Raw genomic sequence first — 16,711 nt, 5'->3', positions numbered from 1 at the left:
GATTATGCATTCCTTTTGCTGGAGATACTGACCGGGTGAAGAGGATAGGGTTGGTTGGGTTTGTTGACCCAATCGGCGAAGTCCGCGCGCGCACCGGGGAAGCCTATCAATTTCCATGATGCCAGCGTTTGGTTGCCGCCGTGGATCGGATCGGCCAGATAACCTTCTTTGGTGTTTTGCAGCAGCTGTTCGAAGAAAGCTTTACCCGGCAAGGTATCCGCATCGAGTTGGCCGCTTTCCAACGCGGTCAACAGCTGTTCTTGCTCGCCATGAGACAGCTCGGCGAAAACTTTGCCGAACTGACGTTGACAGAGCTCATTGAACGCGAGGATACCGTTGCGATAGGTCTCGCGCGGCGTCAGTTTGGACTGATAGCCCAACTCCGGCGCCGATGGCACGAACGGCGGGTGCATGTACCACAGGCCGCCATGGCCGTAGGGTGTTTCCATTTGGCGATCGATGAATACCGGGACCCCCTGATCGACGGCTCCGGGGCCGTTCTCGTCGCTGGGGATCAGCCGATCGCAGGCCGCCAGCAAGAATCGCCACTCTTCGTTGTTGAAATAAACCGGAACGTAATTCGGCGAGATGCCCGCAGCCGGCGCTGCCTGGGCGTTTACCATCATGAGACCGTTACCGGCAGCGGCTAACGGGATCAGCGCCAGCGTTTTTTTCAAAAATTCACGCCGGGGCGGCGTAGGGATATGCTGTTGCGACATAATTCCACCTTGAACATGCTTCACAGTAATGCCCGCGCAGGTTTTGCATCACCTGCGCCGTCGCTCTCCAGCGACGGTAAACAGGCGGGGAAAGGAGAGGTCGTCTATCACCATATATAGTTAGCAAGCTACTTGTATGGTAATTAAGTCTAAGATCGAGAAGTGTGAAGAAACAATAAATGATCTGTTTCAAAACGTTTTTTTTACATTTCAGTTGATCGGGATCAATTTGTTAACATTCACGGTGAGCCGGCGAAGTGCAATAAGGTCGTGTTCCGCTTAACTCACATTGGAGTGCCATGGAAAACTGCATCAACGAGCCGTATGCCATAGAAGAGGCGATCGCGGCGGCTTTTTCGCCAGGTCTGCAACAAGGCCTGACCCGGCGTTCGGCGCTGCATCAGGCCCTGTTGCAGCTGATTGCCGCCGGAGAACTGCCCTGGCGGGCGAAGCTGCCGCCGAGCCGTGCGTTGGCGGCCCGGCTGACGGTGGCGCGCGACACGGTGGAACAGACCTACGCGCGGCTGGAGGCTGAGGGGTTCATCAGCCGAACGGTGGGGCGCGGCAGCTTTGTGCGTTATCGTAGTGACACGCTGCTCGGCCGTGAACTGCTGACGACGGCGACGGGGCAAGAGGCGCGGCTGGCGGAGCGCGAGCTGAGCGATCGCGGCCGGGCGCTGCTGGCGGTCAGCCATACGCCGCACACCTGCCGCCAGGCTTCGCTGACGCCTTCGCTGGCGGACCTGCGGGCGTTCCCCATCGAGCAATGGCTGCAGCAGGAAAAGCAGGCGCTGCGGCGGCACGGCGAGCGATTATTGGGGTATGCCGATCCGCAAGGGCTGCCGGAGCTGCGCGCGGAGATCGCGCACTATCTGCAGCGGGAGCGGGGCGTCAAGGCGACGGCGGAACAGGTGATCGTGGTCACCAGCTCTCAGCAGGCGTTGGCGCTGTGTACGCAGGTGCTGTTCGATCCCGGCGATGCGGTATTCGTCGAAGAGCCGGGTTACCAGGGGGCAAAAAAACTGGTGCAGTCGGCGGGGCTGCAGGCGCGGCCGATCGGCATCGATGAACAAGGGCTGGACGTCGGGCAGTTCATGCAGGCTTCGGGCGGCGGGCGGGGCGTTTACATCACGCCGTCCCATCATTACCCGCTGGGGTATTCGCTGAGCCTCGAGCGGCGGCTGGCGCTGTTGCAGTGGGCGCAGCGCTGCCGGGCCTGGATCATCGAAGACGACTACGACGCCGAGTTCAACTACGACCGGCAAACCAAGGCGGCGCTGCAGGGACTGGACAGCGGCGGGCGTACGCTGTACATCGGCACCTTCAGCAAGACGCTGTTTCCGGGGCTGCGCATCGGTTTCATGATCGCGCCGCCTCAGTTGGTGCGGCCCTTGGTCGCCGCCAGGCAGTTTCAGGACGGCTACACGTCGGCGCTGGCGCAGATGACGCTGTTCCACTTCCTGCACGAGGGCGGCTACGCTGAGCATCTGCGCAATATGCGCACGCTGTACAAAGCGCGGCTGGACGTGCTGTACGACGCGGTGCATCGTCACCTTACTGCCTGGACGCGTCCGGCGCTGCCGCAGGGCGGGCTGCAGCTGGTTTGCCCGTTGGCGGATGCGGCGACGGAGCGGCGGCTGGTGGTGGCGGCCGCCGAAAGGGGGATACGGCTGTACGGCCTGGCGGACTTCTACACCGGCACACCGCAGCGCGGGGCGTTGGTGCTCGGCTTCTCGGCCTATACGCCGGATGAGATCGTGCGCTTTATCGCCACGCTGGCGCAGGTGTTCAACGCGCTGCCGGTGGAAAGCGATGGCTAAAATTGGTCTGCTCGGTGTTTCAGATTGGTCCGTATTGTACCGCCGCCATGCGGTGTATTCTGCCGCTATCCGATTATTTCCCTAATGGAAATAATATCTTACACCGTGAGGCGTTATGAACCCATCAAACCCTGAAGTGACTATCCGCAGAATCAATGGCGACGACAAAGCGCAATGGCTGGCGCTCTGGCAGGGCTATCTCGACTTTTACCGCGCCGATGTGGCGCCGCAGGTGACCGATCGCACCTTCGAACGCCTGGGGCAGGATGAACAGGTGTACGGGCTGGTGGCGGAGGATGCCGACGGCCAGCTACTGGGGCTGATGAACCTGGTGTTCCACCCGTCCACCTGGAGCGCAGTCGGCTATTGTTATATCGAAGATCTCTATGTGTCGCCGCAGGCGCGCGGCCATAAGGTGTCGGAAAAGCTGTTCGAACAGGCGTACCGATTGGCAGAGAGGCGCGGCAGCGATCGGGTCTACTGGATGACCCAGGAGTACAACGCGCCGGCGCGCTCGCTGTACGACAAAATCGGCAGAAGAAGCTCGTTTATCGTTTATACCCGTTAACCGCAGGAGGCGTGTATGGCAATGAATCGTTATGGTCAGCCGATTGGCGAACCGATGCCGGATTGGCAGCCGGCTCGCCGTCCGGGCGGCGCGACGCTCGGCGGGCGTTTCTGCTCGCTGGCGCCGCTCGAGCCGCAGCGGGATTACGCCGCGCTGTTCGAGGCGTTTCAACTGGCGCCGGACGGCCGCGACTGGACCTATCTGTCTATCGAGCGGCCCGATACGCCGGCGGCGATGCTGCAGCATCTGGAAACGCTGCAGGCCAACCCGACGCTGGTTAATCTGACGGTGTTCGACGCCGCCAGCGACGCGCCGGTGGGCACGGTGGCGCTGATGCGCATCGACGAGGCCAATGGCGTGCTGGAGATCGGCCACGTCAGCTGGTCGCCGTTGATGAAACAGCGCTCCAGCGCCACCGAGGCTATCGCGCTGCTGCTGCGTTATGCCTTCGACACGCTGGGCTACCGCCGCTGCGAGTGGAAGTGCGACAGCCATAACGCACCCTCCCGCCAGGCTGCGCTGCGCTTTGGCTTTCGCTACGAGGGTAACTTCCGCTATGCGGTGATCGTCAAGGGGCGCAGCCGGGATACCGACTGGTTCGCCATCACCGCCGACCGGTGGCCGACGGTACGACAGGCGCTGGCGCGCTGGCTTAGCGCGGACAACTTCGATGCGCAGGGGCGGCAGATAGCTCGGCTGCAGGTGTTGCGCGGCGAATAATAAGCAAAAAGGCGGCCCGCGGGCCGCCTTTTTATCGGGCTAAAGCGCTTACTTCAGCTCGTCGACCAGGGTGGTGGCGCGGCCGATGTAGTTGGCAGGGGTCATCGCCTTCAGACGGGTTTTCTCTTCTTCCGGCAGCGCCAGGCCATCGATGAACGCCTGCATGCCGGCGGCGTCCACGCGCTTGCCGCGAGTCAGCTCTTTCAGCTTCTCGTAAGGCTTCTCGATGCCGTAACGGCGCATCACGGTCTGGATCGGCTCGGCCAGCACTTCCCAGTTGTGATCCAGTTCGTCCAGCAGGTGCGCCTGGTTCACTTCCAGCTTGCTGATGCCCTTCAGGGTGGCCTGGTAGGCGATCAGCGCATAGCCCAGGCCCACGCCCAGGTTACGCAGCACGGTGGAATCGGTCAGGTCGCGCTGCCAACGGGAGACCGGCAGTTTGCCCGCCAGGTGGCCCAGCACGGCGTTGGCCAGGCCCAGGTTGCCTTCGGAGTTTTCGAAGTCGATCGGGTTGACCTTGTGCGGCATGGTGGAAGAACCGATTTCGCCGGCGATGGTCTTCTGCTTGAAGTGGTTCAGGGCGATGTAGCCCCAGATGTCGCGGTCGAAGTCGATCAGAATGGTGTTGAAACGCGCTACGCAGTCGAACAGCTCGGCGATGTAGTCATGCGGCTCGATCTGGGTGGTGTACGGGTTCCAGGTGATGCCGAGCGAGGTCACGAACGCTTCGCTGAACTGATGCCAGTCCACTTCCGGGTAAGCGACGATGTGGGCGTTGTAGTTGCCGACCGCGCCGTTGATTTTACCCATGATCTCCACGCGCTCCAGCTGGCGGTATTGGCGCTCCATGCGGTAAGCCACGTTGGCGAACTCTTTGCCGACGGTCGACGGGGTCGCCGGCTGGCCATGGGTGCGCGACAGCAGCGGGATATCGCGGTATTCCAGCGCCAGCCCTTTCAGCGCATCGATGATTTTACGCCAGTAAGGCAGCACCACGTCCTGACGGGCGCTTTGCAGCATCAGCGCGTGCGACAGGTTGTTGATGTCTTCGGAGGTGCAGGCGAAGTGGATGAACTCGGACACCGCGTGCAGCGCAGGCACCGCCGCCACTTTTTCCTTCAGGAAATACTCGACCGCTTTCACGTCGTGGTTGGTGGTGCGCTCGATGGTTTTGATACGCTGAGCGTCTTCTTCGTTGAATTCAGCGACGATTTTGTCGAGGAAAGCGTTTGCGTCGGCGTCAAAAGCGGGAACTTCCTTGATTTCTGCGCAGGCGGCCAGTTTTTGCAGCCAACGTACTTCAACCTGTACGCGGAATTTCAGCAGACCGTATTCGCTGAAAATGGGGCGCAGTGCGCTGACTTTATCACCGTAGCGTCCATCAACGGGGGAAACGGCGGTCAGTGAGGATAATTCCATCGGTAGCAACTCCTGGGATCGATTAACAATGAGCAACGATATTTTGCGCCTGCTTGAACAGACGATTACGGGAAAACATTAACTGCAGGCGGCTGCCGCCAACCTGTTGCCACAGCACGGCGGCGCGAATGCCAGCCAGCAGCGTGGCGCGAACCTTGGCCTGCACCTGCGGGTTCTGCAAGATAGCCGGCGAGCCGGTTACCTGGATACGCGGCCCGAGCGGGCTGACCACGTCGACGTAAATGCCGGCCAGCGCGCTGATGATGGTGTCTGACTCAAGATCGAAGTGCGCCAGCTGGCGTTCGAGTTGGCCGAGGCGTTCACCGAGCGTGTTCATCGCCTGTTTGTTGGCGTTGAGCTTGCGCTCCAGCACCATCAGGCTGATGGTGTAGCGGGTCAGTTCCGCGCCCGGCCCTTTGTTGTTGGCGTTAAGCACGCCCATCAGGGTTTCGAGGCCGACCATCAAATTGCGCTCCTCGCCGCCGAACACCGCCAGCGTGGAGGGCGGGTCCATCTGCAGCAGGCTTTTCAGCGAGGTCTGAAAGGCTTCGCGATTGCATTGCCCTTCGTGGGCCAGCTGCTGAACCAAACGCGCCGCCTGGCTGATGCCCGCCATGGCTAGCGTGATGTCATAATAATTCTTCGCCACGAATACTCCTGTAAACGCTGTGAACGGTACATGGCTTACTGCATAAGGTTGTGTGTATCGCCAGGGTAACGGCGGCGGCCGCGAACGGGAACGATCGGGCGTGGCTGTAACAACGATGACAACGAATGCCGCGGATCATGCCACAAAATCGAGGGTAAACCCAGCGTCTAATACGCCTGCGGCAAGGCGGATGCGCCGTGCGGCGCAGAACTGCGCAAATAGGCGGCGAAAATCGCCGGCGCGGCGGTGCGAACTTATTGTTGCGGCGACAAATAAAGTGCGGTGGCTGCATCTATACTGCCAACGTGGCCCCTCAAATAAAGACCTCTATATGCACGTAAAAAACAAGCAGCCACTGCCGGCGGTAACGCTGGCGGCCATCGGCGTGGTGTACGGCGATATCGGTACCAGCCCGCTGTATACCTTGCGCGAATGCCTGACGGCGGAGGAGGGCATCACCCTGACGCCGGCCTCGATTTACGGCTTTTTGTCGCTGATTTTCTGGCTGCTGACGCTGGTGGTGTCAATTAAGTACATTTGTTTTGTGATGCGTGCCGACAACGACGGCGAGGGAGGCATTCTGACCCTGATGTCGCTGGCGATCCGCAAGCTGGATGCACGCTGGGTACCGGCGGCGGTGCTGATCGGGCTGGTGGGCGGCAGCTTCTTTTACGGCGACGGGGTGATCACTCCGGCCATTTCGGTGCTCTCGGCCATCGAGGGGCTGCAGATTATCGCCCCCGAGCTGGACAGCTTTATCGTGCCGCTGTCGCTGCTGGTGCTGACCGCGTTGTTCGCGATCCAAAAACGCGGCACCGGCAGCGTCGGCAAATTGTTCGCCCCGGCGATGGTTATCTGGTTCCTGACGCTGGCGCTGCTGGGCATCGGCGGTATTCTGCATCACCCCGGCGTGCTGCGGGCACTGAACCCTTACTGGGCGGTGAATTTCTTCCTCGAATACAAGGCGGTGTCATTCTTTGCGTTGGGCATGGTGGTGCTGTCGGTCACCGGTGCCGAAGCGCTGTACGCCGATATGGGCCACTTCGGTAAAAAGCCGATCCGTTTGGCGTGGTTTACGCTGGTGGCACCGGCGCTGGTGTTGAATTATTTCGGCCAGGGGGCGCTGTTGCTGGCCAATCCGGCGGCGATCAACAACCCGTTCTTCCTGCTGGCGCCGACCTGGGCGCTGATCCCGCTGCTGGTGATCGCCACGCTGGCGACGGTGATCGCCTCGCAGGCGGTGATCTCCGGCGTGTTCTCGCTGACGCGCCAGGCGGTGCGGCTGGGCTACCTGCCGCCGATGCGTATCATCTATACCTCCGATCAGGAATCCGGGCAGATTTACATTCCGGTGGTGAACTGGCTGCTGTTCGCAGCGGTGCTGATCGTGATTATCAGTTTCAAACACTCCAGCAACCTGGCGTCGGCTTACGGCATCGTGGTGACCGGCACCATGCTGCTGTCGTCGATTTTGCTGAGCATTGTGGCGGTGAAAAACTGGGGCTGGCCGCGCGCGTTGGGCGGGCTGATGCTGCTGGTCATGCTGTGCATCGACGTACCGCTGTTCGGTGCCAACCTGATCAAGCTGGCGACCGGCGGTTGGCTGCCGGTGGCGCTTGGGCTGACGATTCTGCTGATCATGCTGACCTGGAAGACCGAGCGTTCGCGCCTGATCCGCCGGTTGCGCGACAATCAGGAAGGGCTGAGCGCGCTGATCGAGTCGCTGGAGAAAGCGCCGCCGAAGCGGGTGCCGGGCACCGCGGTGTTTATGGAGCGCACACCGCATGCGGTGCCGCTGGTATTGTTGCACAACCTGAAGCACAACAAGGTGTTGCATGAGCGTGTGGTGCTGCTGACCATCGTCACCACCGACATGCCGTACGTGCATAACGTGCAGCGGGTGGCGATTGAACAGCTGTCGGCGAGCTTTTGGCGGGTGGTGGCAAGCTACGGCTGGCGCGAGACGCCCAACGTGACGGACATCCTTTATCGCTGCGGGCTGGAGGGGATGAGCTTCACCATGAACGAGACCTCGTTCTTCATGTCGCGCGATACGCTGGTATTGGGCAAGCGCCCCTGGTATCTGCGCGTGCGTGGCAAGGTATTTCAGCTGTTGCAGCGCAACGCGCTGAGGGCGCCGGATCTGTTCGAAATCCCGCCGAATCGGGTGATTGAACTGGGGGCACAGGTGGAATTTTGAATAAAAAAAACGCTGCGGTAAACGCAGCGTTTTTCTTGCAACAGACGAATTATGCCAGGCGCTGTTCGATAATGCCGCCGCCGAGGCAGATTTCGCCCTGATAGAACACCGCCGACTGGCCGGGGGTGACGGCGGAGACCGGCTCGTCGAAACGCACTTCGATGCGCTCGCCGTCGAGTGGGGTCACGGTGCAAGGGATGTCCTGCTGGCGATAGCGGGTCTTCACCGTACAGCGGAACGGGCCGGTCAGCGGCAGACGATCAACCCAGTGCAGCTGCTGCGCGATAAGGCCGACGGACATCAGACGCGGGTGATCGTGCCCCTGCGCGACCACCAGCACGTTGTTGGCCACGTCTTTATCCACCACGTACCACGGATCTTCGCTGCTGTCTTTCATGCCGCCGATGCCCAGCCCTTTGCGCTGGCCCAGGGTGTGATACATCAGGCCCTGGTGTTCGCCGACGGTCTGGCCGTCGACGCTGACGATCGGGCCCGGCTGCGCCGGCAGGTAGCGGCCGAGGAAGTCGCGGAATTTACGTTCGCCGATAAAGCAGATACCGGTGGAGTCTTTCTTCTTGGCGGTGACCAGCTCCAGTTGTTCGGCGATGCGGCGCACCTCCGGCTTCTCCAACTCCCCGACCGGGAACAGGCTTTGCGCCACCTGCTCGTGGCTCAGGGTATAGAGGAAGTAGCTCTGATCTTTGTTGCCGTCGACGCCGCGCAGCAGGCGGCTCTTGCCGTCCACGTCCTGGCGACGCACGTAGTGGCCGGTGGCGATAAAATCGGCCCCCAGATCTTCGGCGGCAAACTCCAGGAAGGCTTTGAATTTGATCTCTTTATTGCACAGGATGTCCGGGTTCGGCGTGCGGCCGGCCTTGTACTCTTCCAGGAACAGCTCAAACACGTTGTCCCAGTATTCCGCCGCGAAGTTCACCGTGTGCAGTTCGATGCCCAGCTTGTCGCAGACCGCTTGCGCGTCGGCCAGATCGGTCGCGGCGGAGCAGTACTCTTCGTCGTCGTCTTCTTCCCAGTTTTTCATGAACAGCCCAGCGACCTGATAGCCCTGTTGCTGTAACAGATAGGCGGTAACGGAGGAGTCGACGCCGCCGGACATACCGACGATTACTTTTTTCTGGCTGTTGTCTGACATGGGGATCTCACGAACTTGAACACGAACCGTGCTGATAAAAACAAGCGCAGGATTTTACCACGTTGGCCGCGCCGGCGCACTGGTCATCTTGTGCTGCTCGGCGCCCTTAAAACGGCCAGGCGAAGCTGCCGACCAGCGACAGCGGATAGCGCTCCGGCTGCTGGTAGCTGCGAATGCTCTCCGCCACCAGCGCGGAACGCAGGTTGGGCGCCTGCAAAATCTCGTCGGCGCTCAGCCACAGGCAGCGATCGATGTCGCTGTCGTGCGGCTCGGTCGGCAGCGGCTGTTCCAGCTCGATAACGAAGCAAAAACGCAGAAACGGCGTGCGATCCGGCGCTATCCACTGGTGCAGGCGCAGGAACGCCTGCGGCGTGGCGCGGATACCGGTCTCTTCCCACAGCTCGCGCTCGGCGGCCTGCACCAGCGTCTCGTCGGCCTCCAGGTGGCCGGCCGGCTGGTTCCATAGCGCTTTGCCGTTGATGGTCTCTTCGACCACCAAAAATTTGCCGGCGGCGTGTACCACGCAGGCCACAGTGACGTGCGGTTTGAACATGCGGTCTCCTTACAGCGGTTTGTCGATGCGCCGGTAGATGTCGTCCAGCTCGGCGATGCGGGTGCGATAACTTTGCAGCAGGCAGGCGGTATCGCCGCCGCACCGCTGGCGTTTTGCCAGCCAGGCCTGCTGGCTGTCCTGCATCGCGCCACGCGCGCCCATGGCGAACAGGCCGCGCAGGAATTGGTACTTGGTGGCCATTTGCACATCCAAATCGTTCAGCGTGCGGTTGGCGCAGATGGCTTGCTCATCGCGGTTTGCTGCCTTGGCGCAGTCGAAGCTGGCGGCCTGGGCCGCGAACGGGGCCGCCAGAGCGGCGAGCAGCAGCGCGATCGGCGTGGATTTCATGGCGCCTCCATCAGTTATCGGTCTACAGGGAATCGATGCTTTTCCATTCACCAGGCTGCAGTGAACCCAGCGAAAGATTACCCATACTGTAGCGAATCAGGCGCAGGGTAGGGAACCCGATATGCGCCGTCATGCGACGCACCTGGCGGTTTCGCCCTTCGAACAGGGTGATTTTCAGCCAACTGGTGGGGATGGATTTACGCTCGCGGATCGGCGGGTTGCGCGGCCATAGCCACTGAGGCTCGGCCACCAACTCAACACCGGCGGGTAGCGTCGGGCCGTCTTTCAGCGTGACGCCGCTGCGCAATGGCGCCAGATCGCTCTCCTGCGGCGCGCCCTCGACCTGCACATAATAGATTTTGCCGGTGCGCTTGCCCGGCTGGGTGAGCTGCGCCTGCAGCTGTCCGTCGTTGGTCAGCACCAGCAGCCCTTCGCTATCGCGATCCAGACGCCCGGCGGCGTAAACGTCGGGGAAGGGGATGTACTCTTTCAGCGTGGCGCGGCCGGCTTCATCGGTGAACTGCGGCAGCACGTCGAAGGGCTTGTTGAATAACACAATTCGACGCGGCCCCTTCGGCGCGGCGGGTTTGGCGGTATTCGGCTTGCTGAATCGTTTAACGTTGTGATTTCTAACAGAGAATTTTTTCATAACAGTTGAGATTACGGATGATAAGCGCATTATAACCGAATCCGTTTCGGATTGGCGCGGACCGAATATTCAAGTAGTATCTACACGCATCTTACAAAGCATTAACAAAATTGCGCTTGAAGGAGAGGTTGATGGAAAGCAAAGTAGTTGTTCCGGCAGAAGGTAAAAAAATCACGGTTGACGCCCAGGGTAAACTGGTTGTTCCTCATAACCCGATCATCCCGTTCATCGAAGGCGACGGCATTGGCGTTGACGTGACTCCTGCCATGATCCACGTGGTTGATGCGGCCGTTAAAAAGGCTTACCACGGCGAACGTAAAATCTCCTGGATGGAAATCTACACCGGCGAAAAATCTACCCACGTTTACGGTAAAGACGTGTGGCTGCCGGACGAAACTCTGGACCTGATCCGCGACTACCGCGTCGCCATCAAAGGCCCCCTGACCACCCCGGTCGGCGGCGGCATCCGTTCTCTGAACGTGGCCCTGCGCCAGCAGCTGGACCTGTACGTGTGCCTGCGCCCGGTGCGTTACTACCAGGGCACTCCAAGCCCGGTGAAACAGCCTGAGCTGACCGACATGGTGATCTTCCGCGAAAACGCCGAAGACATCTACGCCGGCATCGAGTGGAAAGCCGGCTCCGCCGAAGCGGACAAAGTGATCAAATTCCTGCGCGACGAAATGGGCGTGAAGAAAATCCGCTTCCCAGAGCAGTGCGGTATCGGCGTGAAGCCATGCTCCGAAGAAGGGACCAAGCGTCTGGTGCGTGCGGCGATCGAATACGCCATCACCAACGACCGCGACTCCGTGACCCTGGTTCACAAAGGCAACATCATGAAGTTCACCGAAGGTGCCTTCAAGGATTGGGGCTATGAGCTGGCGCGCGAAGAGTTCGGCGGCGAGCTGATCGACGGCGGCCCATGGCTGAAGATCAAGAACCCGAACACCGGCAAAGAGATCGTGGTTAAAGACGTGATCGCCGACGCCTTCCTGCAGCAAATCCTGCTGCGCCCGGCGGAATACGACGTGATCGCCTGTATGAACCTGAACGGCGACTACATCTCCGACGCCCTGGCGGCCCAGGTTGGCGGCATCGGTATCGCGCCGGGCGCCAACATCGGCTCCGACTGCGCGCTGTTCGAAGCGACTCACGGCACCGCGCCGAAGTACGCCGGCCAGGACAAAGTGAACCCAGGCTCCATCATCCTGTCCGCAGAGATGATGTTGCGTCACATGGGCTGGTTCGAAGCGGCTGACCTGATTGTTAAAGGCATGGAAGGCGCTATCGCAGCTAAGACCGTGACCTACGACTTCGAACGCCTGATGGAAGGCGCTAAACTGCTGAAATGTTCAGAGTTTGGCGACGCTATCGTTAAACACATGTAATGGTGTTTTAGCGTTAAATGATAACGGGAGCCTGATGGTTCCCGTTTTTTATTATTCAAACTGCAACGGTTATCAAAACTCGGCCATTTTGGCGCTTTAGAGCGTATAGATCTAAAGGTTGAGCTGCGTCTAAACTTTGCAATGAAATGGACGATAAACTACCTGCAGCCGCATTTTTTTGCATGAGATAAAATTCTACAAGGAGTGTTAATGAGCTTTTTCTGGGTGAATATTGGTAGCAGTTTTAATGAGGTTAAAGAACAAAATTTCCTCTGGGCTCCACAATATGGCATGAATAAGCACGGGAAAAAGTTTAGTAATGCCTCCTGGGAGACAGTGAAGGATGTAAAAGCAGGTGACGTCATCTTTTGTAATAAGGATCGAGAGATTGTCTATGTAGCGACTGCTACAGCCGATGCTGATGATGCACCGCGGCCACCTAATCGATCTTTTGATAAGTGGGAGCGTGAAGGTACCCGAGTAGAAGTAGATTTGACCGTTTTAGAGCACCCGATCGATGTTTTGCAGTTCAGTGACATATTTCTGACTGTGTTTAATGAGTTAAGTCGGCCAACAGTTTTTGCTGAAAACGGGTTTTGTACGCAGACTTACATGTGCGAAATACCCGAGGCTGCAGCAAAAATGATAGCAAGTTTTATTAACGATAACGTTTCAATAGACTTCAATAAACAGACGGCCACGGTAAAAGAGGCGAGAGGAAGCACTAAAGCAGCCGTCATTCAGGCTCGCGTTGGTCACGGCCCCTACCGCGATAAATTATTTAAGAAGTGGGGCGGAAAATGTGCGGTCACCGGCATTGCGCTTGAGTCAATGCTAACCGCTTCTCATATTGTTTCGTGGTCTATCTCAAATGACAAAGAGAAAGTTGACCCTTACAACGGATTCCCCCTGATTCCTAACCTGGACAGATTGTTCGACCGGGGCATGATCAGTTTTGATGATAATGGACGCTTATTGCACAAGAAAGAATATGCAGGTTTGCTTCATGATTTAAAAATTCCCTTGGACTCAAAAATTGATGGGCTGTTTGGGGAGAATAAAAAATACTTAAAACGGCACCGCGTGACGTTTGGGTTCGAGAAAGAGTAAAAGCTTGAGGGGGACCCTCAAGTGTATTAGTTCAGACCTGATACGGTACAGAACCAATCCCAATCTGATGGGCAGTTCTCTGCCAGAAGCGGACTTTCGTTAGAGTGCGAACTGTATTAATCCATGGGGGCATGTCACTGTGATTATGGCCGATAGTATCGCATTGACCATGTATCGATGTTGTTATCAGTAATGTTGAAAATCGCTGGTCATACACTCTAGATTCAAACGCTGCCTAGTAATCTTGCGATGCTATCATTAAACACATGTAAGCGTGTTTGGCGCTTGAATGGGAGCGGGAGCCTTAGGGCTCCCGTTTTTTATTGTTCAAATGAGTAAGAGATATCAAGCGTTAGCCGATTCACGCACGACCAGCACCGGGCAATTGGCGTGGCGGACGACGGCGGTGGCATTCGAGCCGAGGAGGTAAGTCATTGCAGAAGGGCGGTTGGAACCCATCACAATAATCTCCGCGTTAAGCGCATCAGCGAGTTCCAGGATCTGATCTTTGGGATCGCCGACGGCCACATGGGTGGTCACTCTATCCTCGGGAACGCTGAATTGTTTCGCCGCTTTTGCCAGCCCCTCGGTCGCTACCGCAATAGTTTCATCTTTGGTTTCCACCGCCGCGGTGGCGGCAAAGCCGAAGGCCGCGTAGGTGGCGCGAGACGGGATCACCGCCAGGAAATGGACGTGGGAGTCTTCGAGCCTGGCGAGCGCATTGACATGCGGGATGACCTGCTGTGTTAATTCCGGCTCGGTAATATCCACGGGAACCAAAATAGTTTTGTACATACTCCCTCCTTATCGTTATCAAATAACTCCACTTCTTGGATTATAGCCGTTCGACGCCGGGAAAGGGGAGATCCGTATGGCAAACCTGAGAACGTTGTCTGCTGAAATGTCAGGTGGTTATCGACGTTCTCATTAAACGCGGGCAGGCACGGTTGGTGTTTGAGTTGGGAGGGAGCCATGGGCTCCCTAGGTTTTAGCGGGCTAAGATTATCGGAACCTTAATGAGGGATCTCTGAAACCTCTTTGACTTCCGTCTTGTTGATTTGCTGTTTAACGCCATTGGCATCGGTATAACCGAGCAAACCGGCAGAGGTTTCTTTCGGTTTACCGTCACTGATGAGCGTTCGGCCATCGTGGGTATGAATAGCGTAGCTGGTGCGTGTGCAGCCTGACAGTGTGGCGATAGCAACCAGGGCGATCGCGGGAAGAACAAGCGCTTTTTTCATTTGAAGCTCCTTTTAGTTATCCAACTCACTCATGTTTGCAATCTGGTCTCGATTGATCTGTTCCGTTTTGCCCGTTTCTGCATTTCGGTAGGAGACTAACCCGGTATCTTTATCGACTTGAGGCTTGCCGTCGGTGACAATAGTCTTGCCATCCGTTGTTTTAATCGCCTGATTGGAAGCGCAGCCCGCCATGAACATCACCGTGGTCGCAGTAAGAAGCGCGGCAAAGAGTCGTTTACTTTTCATACTTACCATCCTGGTTACTTAAATGAATTTAATGGCAGGAAAGTAAGTATAGGCAGAATCTCCAGATTGCTAGCGTTAAAAGTGCTTTTAATGCGATAAAAAATTAAGAATTTCTTAATTTATTGATGGAGTGATTGCCCATTCGAGGGGTGTCGATAAGTCATGGCCTTCAGGCGTACGGCCCGCCGATGGGGTTAGAGTTTCATATCATCATCTACTCACGATTTTCCGCGCGCCAGAGCTTGATGTCATTGGCGGTTTTACGTGAATTCTGTATAAGTATTGACCGGGGGTCTTGTCAAATACCACGTTGATTTGGCTGATAATCATCCATAAGGACAGGGATATGAAAATTACGCATTCAGGCTACAAAACCGGCGCCGCCATATTATTGGCGGGAATGTTCGCACTGGCATTAACGGGGTGTGCCAAGAGTACAGCCCCCAGCCAAAGCAATCCGGAAAATAAAAAGGTTGACGATCTTTTCGCCAATCTTGGCGACCCAAAGGCGCCGGCACCGGGAAAAGAGAAAGAACGCTATATCGCCCAGTTGCAGGCCGTGATTCAAAGCCATTTGAAAGATGCCGAAGCCTACTCGGGCAAGCGTTGCATATTGCGTATCACGCTGGCGCCGGACGGTATGCCAATCGGTGTTCGAACTGAAGGAGGCGATCCGGATCTTTGCCGCGCCGCCATGAAGGCAATTGCCGATTCGCGCTTCCCTAAGCCGCCGACGGCAGAGGCCCATAATGCGTTCCAAATTATCACGTTGCAACTGCGTCCTTAAGCAGCTAGATGAAATAAGGGGTTGGGATAACGCAGTGTTTTGCAGCGGGATCTTTTAGTAAAAAATTTAGGTGTTCACGTGACTTCCACCAGCCTGTGCGGCTGGTGGATTTAGATTTAAGTCTTTATTGTCCGTCTTAGTTTTAAGCAAGATGCTCCTTTGTATTCGCATTGGCCAAATATTTGGTAACCCAGATGTTGAGCTATTTTAACGGAAGGCCGATTGTTTTCACCGATAAGGCAAACTGTTTGAGCGGGTGATAACGTGCTGTCAATCCATTGATGCGCTGCGGCAGCCGCTTCTTGCGCGACTCCCTGACCTTGGGCCTCCCGGGCAATAATCCATGCGGCTTCAGGGCTCCCATCGAAGTCATTGCCCAGACCCCGATGAAAATCCGCCAACCCGGTCTCGCCCAGGAACTGTCCGTCCACTTTGCGAAATATGGCGAACAGCCCATAGCCGAAAACCGACCAGTGGCCAATATAGCGCAGTAGTCTATTCCAACCGTCTTCAGGTGAAAGATTGGGGGCGCTGATAAATTTGAACAGTTCCTTATCTGTAAACATGGCATACCAGGCATCGAAATCGGCCAGGTTGTGAGGACGTAATATCAACCGTTCGGTTTCGATGTGCACGGCAGGGAGTAAAGGCATAACGGTTCCTTTTCTGCGTTGCAGCGTATCGTAATGTTACCCTGAGAGAACGAGCGATAATTTCCCGTCTTGGCGCGCAGATGACAAGGTTACGGCTAAGGTGCGGGCAAGCTCTTTGTCGCAAATCACTTTATCATTGGGTTTAACGCGCCGGCTACTTGTTTGGTATTACCGATACATCATCGCGCTCACGCGCTCGGCCCGATCTTTAAAACCGTTGCTGCGCATCGTTACCACATAGTAGCGACAGTGATGTTTCTGTGCGTATTCGCGCACCAGATTTTCGGCGAACAGGCCGCTGAAGGTGACGGTGGTGACGAATGTCAGCCCTTTCACTTCGTAGGTGCTGATCTCTTGCGGGGTGCCGATATACGGCGGCGGGAACACGGTTTTGTGGAACTGGCAGCCCGCCAGCAGCAGGGTAAACAGCAGGGCGGCGGAGATTTGCGGTATTCTCATCGGGAAATGCTTTCCTTCCTTGGCGTGTGTTTTAG

The 16,711-nt window shown here is 57.4% G+C and carries 19 protein-coding genes; 7 read left to right on the top strand and 12 right to left on the bottom strand.

The genetic code is table 11. The annotated features are described in order from the left end of the window. Window positions 1–2 precede the first annotated feature (2 nt). Window positions 3–719: a gluconate 2-dehydrogenase subunit 3 family protein gene (locus RE418_RS20700; protein ID WP_025302518.1), complete on the bottom strand. Its 717-nt coding sequence runs from the start codon at window positions 717–719 to the stop codon at window positions 3–5. 299 nt (window positions 720–1,018) lie between these two features. On the opposite strand from RE418_RS20700, the gene RE418_RS20695 reads away from it, so the two are divergent. From RE418_RS20695 to RE418_RS20685, 3 genes are all read left to right on the top strand, one after another. Next, window positions 1,019–2,539: a PLP-dependent aminotransferase family protein gene (locus RE418_RS20695; protein ID WP_089180808.1), complete on the top strand. Its 1,521-nt coding sequence runs from the start codon at window positions 1,019–1,021 to the stop codon at window positions 2,537–2,539. A 115-nt stretch (window positions 2,540–2,654) separates the two neighbouring features. After that, window positions 2,655–3,107 (top strand): GNAT family N-acetyltransferase, encoded by a 453-nt coding sequence (locus RE418_RS20690; RefSeq protein ID WP_089180809.1) that lies wholly within the window; start codon window positions 2,655–2,657, stop codon window positions 3,105–3,107. Window positions 3,108–3,122: 15 nt separating this feature from the next. Beyond that, complete coding sequence (locus RE418_RS20685; protein WP_025302521.1) at window positions 3,123–3,827, top strand: GNAT family N-acetyltransferase; 705 nt, start codon at window positions 3,123–3,125, stop codon at window positions 3,825–3,827. 48 nt (window positions 3,828–3,875) lie between these two features. Here the strand turns inward: RE418_RS20685 and purB are convergent, their stop codons facing one another. Next, complete coding sequence (purB, locus tag RE418_RS20680; protein ID WP_033652066.1) at window positions 3,876–5,246, bottom strand: adenylosuccinate lyase; 1,371 nt, start codon at window positions 5,244–5,246, stop codon at window positions 3,876–3,878. Window positions 5,247–5,268: 22 nt separating this feature from the next. After that, window positions 5,269–5,895, bottom strand: a complete 627-nt coding sequence (hflD, locus tag RE418_RS20675; protein WP_025302523.1) for a high frequency lysogenization protein HflD — start codon at window positions 5,893–5,895, stop codon at window positions 5,269–5,271. Between the two features lie 331 nt (window positions 5,896–6,226). Between hflD and kup the strand changes: the two genes are divergently transcribed. Continuing rightward, on the top strand, window positions 6,227–8,095 hold the full coding sequence (gene kup, locus RE418_RS20670; RefSeq protein ID WP_016928067.1) for a low affinity potassium transporter Kup: 1,869 nt from the start codon (window positions 6,227–6,229) through the stop codon (window positions 8,093–8,095). 49 nt (window positions 8,096–8,144) lie between these two features. Here the strand turns inward: kup and mnmA are convergent, their stop codons facing one another. The 4 genes from mnmA to rluE form a co-directional block, all read right to left on the bottom strand. Further along, on the bottom strand, window positions 8,145–9,245 hold the full coding sequence (mnmA, locus tag RE418_RS20665; RefSeq protein WP_049204195.1) for a tRNA 2-thiouridine(34) synthase MnmA: 1,101 nt from the start codon (window positions 9,243–9,245) through the stop codon (window positions 8,145–8,147). Window positions 9,246–9,351: 106 nt separating this feature from the next. Further along, window positions 9,352–9,798 (bottom strand): NUDIX hydrolase, encoded by a 447-nt coding sequence (locus RE418_RS20660; RefSeq protein WP_025302526.1) that lies wholly within the window; start codon window positions 9,796–9,798, stop codon window positions 9,352–9,354. A gap of 9 nt (window positions 9,799–9,807) precedes the next feature. Next, complete coding sequence (locus RE418_RS20655; RefSeq protein ID WP_025302527.1) at window positions 9,808–10,146, bottom strand: lysozyme inhibitor LprI family protein; 339 nt, start codon at window positions 10,144–10,146, stop codon at window positions 9,808–9,810. 22 nt (window positions 10,147–10,168) lie between these two features. Then, window positions 10,169–10,795, bottom strand: coding sequence for a 23S rRNA pseudouridine(2457) synthase RluE (gene rluE, locus RE418_RS20650; RefSeq protein WP_060447273.1), 627 nt, complete (start codon window positions 10,793–10,795; stop codon window positions 10,169–10,171). Between the two features lie 131 nt (window positions 10,796–10,926). On the opposite strand from rluE, the gene icd reads away from it, so the two are divergent. After that, window positions 10,927–12,180, top strand: a complete 1,254-nt coding sequence (gene icd / locus RE418_RS20645) for an NADP-dependent isocitrate dehydrogenase (RefSeq protein WP_015377612.1) — start codon at window positions 10,927–10,929, stop codon at window positions 12,178–12,180. 210 nt (window positions 12,181–12,390) lie between these two features. Continuing rightward, window positions 12,391–13,290 carry an HNH endonuclease gene (locus RE418_RS20640; protein WP_025302529.1) on the top strand — a complete coding sequence of 300 codons (900 nt, stop codon included), beginning with the start codon at window positions 12,391–12,393 and terminating at the stop codon, window positions 13,288–13,290. A 345-nt stretch (window positions 13,291–13,635) separates the two neighbouring features. Here RE418_RS20640 and uspF read toward each other — a convergent pair whose 3' ends face one another. The 3 genes from uspF to RE418_RS20625 all read right to left on the bottom strand — a co-directional run bounded on the left by uspF (window position 13,636) and on the right by RE418_RS20625 (window position 14,777). Then, the gene (gene uspF / locus RE418_RS20635) at window positions 13,636–14,085 is read right to left on the bottom strand and encodes a universal stress protein UspF (RefSeq protein WP_025302530.1); all 450 of its coding nucleotides are present in this window, start codon (window positions 14,083–14,085) and stop codon (window positions 13,636–13,638) included. Window positions 14,086–14,303: 218 nt separating this feature from the next. Next, entirely contained in the window at window positions 14,304–14,531 is a 228-nt protein-coding gene (locus RE418_RS20630; protein ID WP_025302531.1) for a YgdI/YgdR family lipoprotein, read from the bottom strand. Window positions 14,532–14,543: 12 nt separating this feature from the next. Next, window positions 14,544–14,777, bottom strand: a complete 234-nt coding sequence (locus tag RE418_RS20625) for a YgdI/YgdR family lipoprotein (RefSeq protein ID WP_019454814.1) — start codon at window positions 14,775–14,777, stop codon at window positions 14,544–14,546. A 346-nt stretch (window positions 14,778–15,123) separates the two neighbouring features. Here RE418_RS20625 and tolA point away from each other — a divergent pair, with 346 nt between their 5' ends. Further along, window positions 15,124–15,564 carry a cell envelope integrity protein TolA gene (gene tolA, locus RE418_RS20620; protein ID WP_089181673.1) on the top strand — a complete coding sequence of 147 codons (441 nt, stop codon included), beginning with the start codon at window positions 15,124–15,126 and terminating at the stop codon, window positions 15,562–15,564. 116 nt (window positions 15,565–15,680) lie between these two features. Here tolA and RE418_RS20615 read toward each other — a convergent pair whose 3' ends face one another. Both RE418_RS20615 and RE418_RS20610 read right to left on the bottom strand, forming a co-directional pair. Further along, the gene (locus RE418_RS20615; protein WP_025302533.1) at window positions 15,681–16,217 is read right to left on the bottom strand and encodes a GNAT family N-acetyltransferase; all 537 of its coding nucleotides are present in this window, start codon (window positions 16,215–16,217) and stop codon (window positions 15,681–15,683) included. Window positions 16,218–16,385: 168 nt separating this feature from the next. Continuing rightward, window positions 16,386–16,676 (bottom strand): hypothetical protein, encoded by a 291-nt coding sequence (locus tag RE418_RS20610; RefSeq protein WP_399675515.1) that lies wholly within the window; start codon window positions 16,674–16,676, stop codon window positions 16,386–16,388. Window positions 16,677–16,711 lie beyond the last annotated feature (35 nt).

The sequence above is a fragment of the Serratia sp. szju genome (genome assembly GCF_044594185.1).
GTDB classification, from domain to species: domain Bacteria; phylum Pseudomonadota; class Gammaproteobacteria; order Enterobacterales; family Enterobacteriaceae; genus Serratia; species Serratia bockelmannii.
Note: the sequence above shows the minus strand (reverse complement) of the source record. Positions and strands in the feature narration are given on the sequence as shown.

Excerpts from the sequence above, each read along its gene's own strand:
- RE418_RS20700 (WP_025302518.1), bottom strand. The coding sequence starts at position 719 with ATGTCGCAACAGCATATCCCTACGCCGCCCCGGCGTGAATTTTTGAAA.
- RE418_RS20695 (WP_089180808.1), top strand. The coding sequence starts at position 1,019 with ATGGAAAACTGCATCAACGAGCCGTATGCCATAGAAGAGGCGATCGCG.
- RE418_RS20690 (WP_089180809.1), top strand. The coding sequence starts at position 2,655 with ATGAACCCATCAAACCCTGAAGTGACTATCCGCAGAATCAATGGCGAC.
- RE418_RS20685 (WP_025302521.1), top strand. The coding sequence starts at position 3,123 with ATGGCAATGAATCGTTATGGTCAGCCGATTGGCGAACCGATGCCGGAT.
- purB (WP_033652066.1), bottom strand. The coding sequence starts at position 5,246 with ATGGAATTATCCTCACTGACCGCCGTTTCCCCCGTTGATGGACGCTAC.
- kup (WP_016928067.1), top strand. The coding sequence starts at position 6,227 with ATGCACGTAAAAAACAAGCAGCCACTGCCGGCGGTAACGCTGGCGGCC.
- mnmA (WP_049204195.1), bottom strand. The coding sequence starts at position 9,245 with ATGTCAGACAACAGCCAGAAAAAAGTAATCGTCGGTATGTCCGGCGGC.
- RE418_RS20660 (WP_025302526.1), bottom strand. The coding sequence starts at position 9,798 with ATGTTCAAACCGCACGTCACTGTGGCCTGCGTGGTACACGCCGCCGGC.
- RE418_RS20655 (WP_025302527.1), bottom strand. The coding sequence starts at position 10,146 with ATGAAATCCACGCCGATCGCGCTGCTGCTCGCCGCTCTGGCGGCCCCG.
- rluE (WP_060447273.1), bottom strand. The coding sequence starts at position 10,795 with ATGAAAAAATTCTCTGTTAGAAATCACAACGTTAAACGATTCAGCAAG.
- icd (WP_015377612.1), top strand. The coding sequence starts at position 10,927 with ATGGAAAGCAAAGTAGTTGTTCCGGCAGAAGGTAAAAAAATCACGGTT.
- RE418_RS20640 (WP_025302529.1), top strand. The coding sequence starts at position 12,391 with ATGAGCTTTTTCTGGGTGAATATTGGTAGCAGTTTTAATGAGGTTAAA.
- uspF (WP_025302530.1), bottom strand. The coding sequence starts at position 14,085 with ATGTACAAAACTATTTTGGTTCCCGTGGATATTACCGAGCCGGAATTA.
- RE418_RS20630 (WP_025302531.1), bottom strand. The coding sequence starts at position 14,531 with ATGAAAAAAGCGCTTGTTCTTCCCGCGATCGCCCTGGTTGCTATCGCC.
- RE418_RS20625 (WP_019454814.1), bottom strand. The coding sequence starts at position 14,777 with ATGAAAAGTAAACGACTCTTTGCCGCGCTTCTTACTGCGACCACGGTG.
- tolA (WP_089181673.1), top strand. The coding sequence starts at position 15,124 with ATGAAAATTACGCATTCAGGCTACAAAACCGGCGCCGCCATATTATTG.
- RE418_RS20615 (WP_025302533.1), bottom strand. The coding sequence starts at position 16,217 with ATGCCTTTACTCCCTGCCGTGCACATCGAAACCGAACGGTTGATATTA.
- RE418_RS20610 (WP_399675515.1), bottom strand. The coding sequence starts at position 16,676 with ATGAGAATACCGCAAATCTCCGCCGCCCTGCTGTTTACCCTGCTGCTG.